We start from the raw sequence: 3385 nt of genomic DNA on the forward strand, positions 1-3385 counted from the left end.
GCGGTGTTCACGGGGGCCGGGGGTGTAGTCGGGTCGGCCGGGGCGTTCACAGCGTTCGGGGTGTTCGGGGCGGCGTGGGTGTTCGGCGTGTTCACAGCGTTCACGACTGACGGAGGGTGCACGGACGCCAGCGGAGCGGAGGCGGACGCCGAGGCCGGTGTGTTCACAGCCGCGGCAGCGCCCCCCTCCCGCCCCCTGTGAACTCCACGGCCGCGCACCGCACCGAAGCGCGGCACGATCACCTGCTCCAGCGCGCCGGGCAGCATCGCGGCCATCCGCTCGTCCGAACCGGAGCTCACGTCCAGCCAGACGGTGGGGCGTTCATGGATGAGCAGCAGGGCGCAGCCCGCGTACACCAAGGCGGTGACCGGGCCCTCGGGGTGGCCGACGAGTTGCTGCCAGACCCGTTCGCGCAGCGGGACTTCGGCGAGTTTCCCCTGCTTGCGCAGCCAGGACTCGATCTCGGCGAGGGCGAAGGCGGGGCTGGTCTCGGTGCCGCCAACCGGCTTGGGGAAGTCCGCGTGCCGGCGGCGCCAGTTGCTGACGGCGGCACGGCCGACGCCGGCGAGCCGTGCGATACCGGCGGCGGTCACCTCTGTCGCGTTGTCCTGCACTCGCCCCACTCCCCTCGTCGCACCGGCCTCGTCGCACCGGCCTCGTCGCACCGGCCTCGTCGCGTCCGCGCTGCCTCTGCACTGTGTCCGCGTTACGCCCGCCGCCCGTCTGTGACGCCGAGCATACCGACGCGGACAAGATCTACCCCTTCACGGCCGTGTACACACCACATCACGTGAACCGTGTTGACTCGGTTCACAGCCTCTGCTCTTATTGACCCAGCGAACGAACGACTGCCCGAGGGAGGCGGTCGCCGCATCGGGGAGGGGACAGCCATGGGGATGAAGGGCAGGCTCGCACTGGGCGCTGTCGTGGGGGTCGTCGTCATCGGGGTCGTGTCGGCGAACGCCGACACCAGTGGCGGGGGCGGCGGTTCGGGCAGTGGGCCGGGCAGTGGTTCCGGCAGCAGCGCCAAGGGCTCTTCGGCGTCCGCGGAACACAGGACCGCCACCAAGAAGGACTCTGGCCCGACCGGGGCCGCCGCGGAGAAGAAGGCCGCGTTCGACGGGGACGGCGACTTCCGGGTCGGCACGGACATCAAGCCCGGTACGTATCGCACCAGCGGCAACACCGACGGCATGTGCTATTGGGAGCGGGCCAAGGACGCCTCGGGCGACACGGACTTGCTGCTGGCCAACGACCATGTGAGCGGCGCCGGTTACGTCACCGTCAAGGCCGGCGACAAGATCTTCAAGTCCAGCGGCTGCAAGGACTGGGAGGCCGTCGACGCGAAGGCGCAGGGCTCCCCCGCCACGAAGATGGCCGGCGACGGCGGGATGTTCAAGGTCGGCACCGACATCGCCCCCGGCACCTACAGGTCCACCGGCAACACGGACGACCTGTGCTACTGGGAGCGCGCGAAGGACGCCGAGCACGGGCTGGCCTCGACCCTCGCGAACGACAACGTGACCGGCACGGCCGTCGTCACGATCAGCACCAAGGACGCCTACTTCAAGACGACCGGCTGCAAGGACTGGAAGAAGACGGCCTGACGTTCTGATCAGGTCAGGTCAGGTCAGGTCAACGCTCGCCCGTCTGCGCACGCGTGCCCATCCCGCCGTAGGCCCATCTCCGCACGTCGGTCTGCCCGACACCTCTCCGGACCCCGCTTCGGGGCACCTCCTCATCTCGTCACCACTCACCTCCTCACCGCTCACCACTCCACCAAGGAACTGCCATGCGTCGTACCGCACTTGCCGCTCTCTGCCTCACCACCGTGGCCGCCGCGGGACTCACCGGGTGTCTGCCCGGTGAGAACAAGGCGGACAGCAAGCCGAAGGGACCGTTCGCCGGGCTGACCGGTGGCGAGATCGCCGACCGGTCCCTGACCGCCACCACCGGCGCCTCGTCGCTACGGCTGAAGGGCGACATACCCGACGACGAGAGCGGCGGCACGATCGTGATCGACATGGCGCTGAACAAGAAGGGCGAGTGCGCCGGCACGCTGAGCCTGCAGGGCAAGGGCAAGGCCGACATGATCAAGGTCGGCGACACCATCTACATGAAGTACGACGAGGCGTTCCTGCGCGGCCAGAGCGACGGCGAGTCCAAGGCGGACACCGATGCGGTCGTGGGCATGATGGCCGGGAAGTGGACCAAGATGTCCGCGAAGGGCGAGGACGCCAAGGACATCGCGAGCTTCTGCGACCTGAACTCGATGCTCGGCGGCGCCGCTGACGGCAACTCCGGCGCGACGCGCGGGAAGACGACCACCCTCGACGGCACTCCGGCCATCGCCCTGCACGAGAAGGACGGCAAGGACAGCTACACGCTGTACGTGGCGACCGAGGGCAAGCCGTATGTGCTGCGCATCGACAGCGTCTCCGCGAAGGACCCGGGGACGCTCACGTTCGGCGAGTACGAGAAGCCGGTACCGGCGAAGAAGCCCACCGGCAAGATCCTGGACCTGGACAAGCTGGGCAGCTGAGCCACTGCGCCACCAAGTCTCCTGCGGCTACGGCACGTTCACGGGGCGAGCCGTAGCCGCAGGTCGGGGTCGTCAAGTCGAGGCCGTGTCAGCTCAGTTCGCGTGGAACCTCGCCGGCGCGTTCGTCGGGTTGCCGCCGGTCGGCAGGGCCTGCTTGGAGCAGGTGGAGAGGACCTTGACCATCGCGGCCTTCTCCGCCGAGGTGACCCACAGCCCGTACTTCTTCTTCACGGCGACCTGCGCGGCGACATACGTGCACCGGTACGCCTTGGGCGGCACCCAGGTCGCCGTGTCGCCATCGCCCTTGCTGCGGTTGGGGCTGGCGCCGACGGTGAGCAGGTTGAGCGGGTCGTTGGCGAGAGCTATGCGCTTGCTGGCGTCCCAGTACTTGGCGCCCTTCTGCCAGGCGTCGGAGAGGGCGACCAGGTGGTCGATGTCGACGAGGCTGGCGCCGCGCTTGTAGACGACTTCCTTGCCGGAGTACGGATCGGATTCGAGAACGCCGTACGACACCTTGCAGTCGCCGTCGGTGAACTTCACCTGCTTCAGGTCCCGTTTGAGGATGTCGTCCCTGGTGTCGCAGCTGTTGGAGTCCGTGTCGGCCCAGGCGGTGCCGAACCGTTCGCGGGAGTAACCGGTCTTCGGCGCACGCCCCTTCACGGTCAGAGACTCGGCGGCGGTGAGGGCCGCGCCCCCGCCGGAACCCGCGCCGGAACCTCCACCGGCCGTCGCCTCGGGCCCGGAGTCGCCCGTTCCCGTGGTGTCCGTCTTGCATCCGGCGACCGACAACATGACCAGGGCGGCTATTGCCGCCCCACCCCTCAGACGCATCACGTGCGCCCC

At 68.9% G+C, this 3385-nt stretch carries 4 protein-coding genes; 2 read left to right on the forward strand and 2 right to left on the reverse strand.

All coding sequences use genetic code 11. The features are described from left to right. On the reverse strand, nt 1-614 hold a 614-nt coding region (locus AC31A1_RS48890; RefSeq protein ID WP_489659511.1), incomplete at its 3' end, for a helix-turn-helix transcriptional regulator. A 276-nt stretch (nt 615-890) separates the two neighbouring features. Here AC31A1_RS48890 and AC31A1_RS48895 point away from each other — a divergent pair. Beyond that, nucleotides 891-1607 (forward strand): Rv1352/Rv1906c domain-containing protein, encoded by a 717-nt coding sequence (locus tag AC31A1_RS48895; RefSeq protein WP_489659512.1) that lies wholly within the window; start codon nt 891-893, stop codon nt 1605-1607. Nucleotides 1608-1792: 185 nt separating this feature from the next. After that, on the forward strand, nt 1793-2542 hold the full coding sequence (locus AC31A1_RS48900) for a hypothetical protein (RefSeq protein WP_489659513.1): 750 nt from the start codon (nt 1793-1795) through the stop codon (nt 2540-2542). A 93-nt stretch (nt 2543-2635) separates the two neighbouring features. Here AC31A1_RS48900 and AC31A1_RS48905 read toward each other — a convergent pair whose 3' ends face one another. Then, a complete protein-coding gene (locus AC31A1_RS48905; protein WP_327407224.1) occupies nt 2636-3373 on the reverse strand; it encodes an HNH endonuclease family protein in 738 nt (245 codons plus the stop codon). Between the last annotated feature and the right edge of the window lie 12 nt (nt 3374-3385).

The organism is Streptomyces sp. P5F9, from assembly GCF_057961495.1.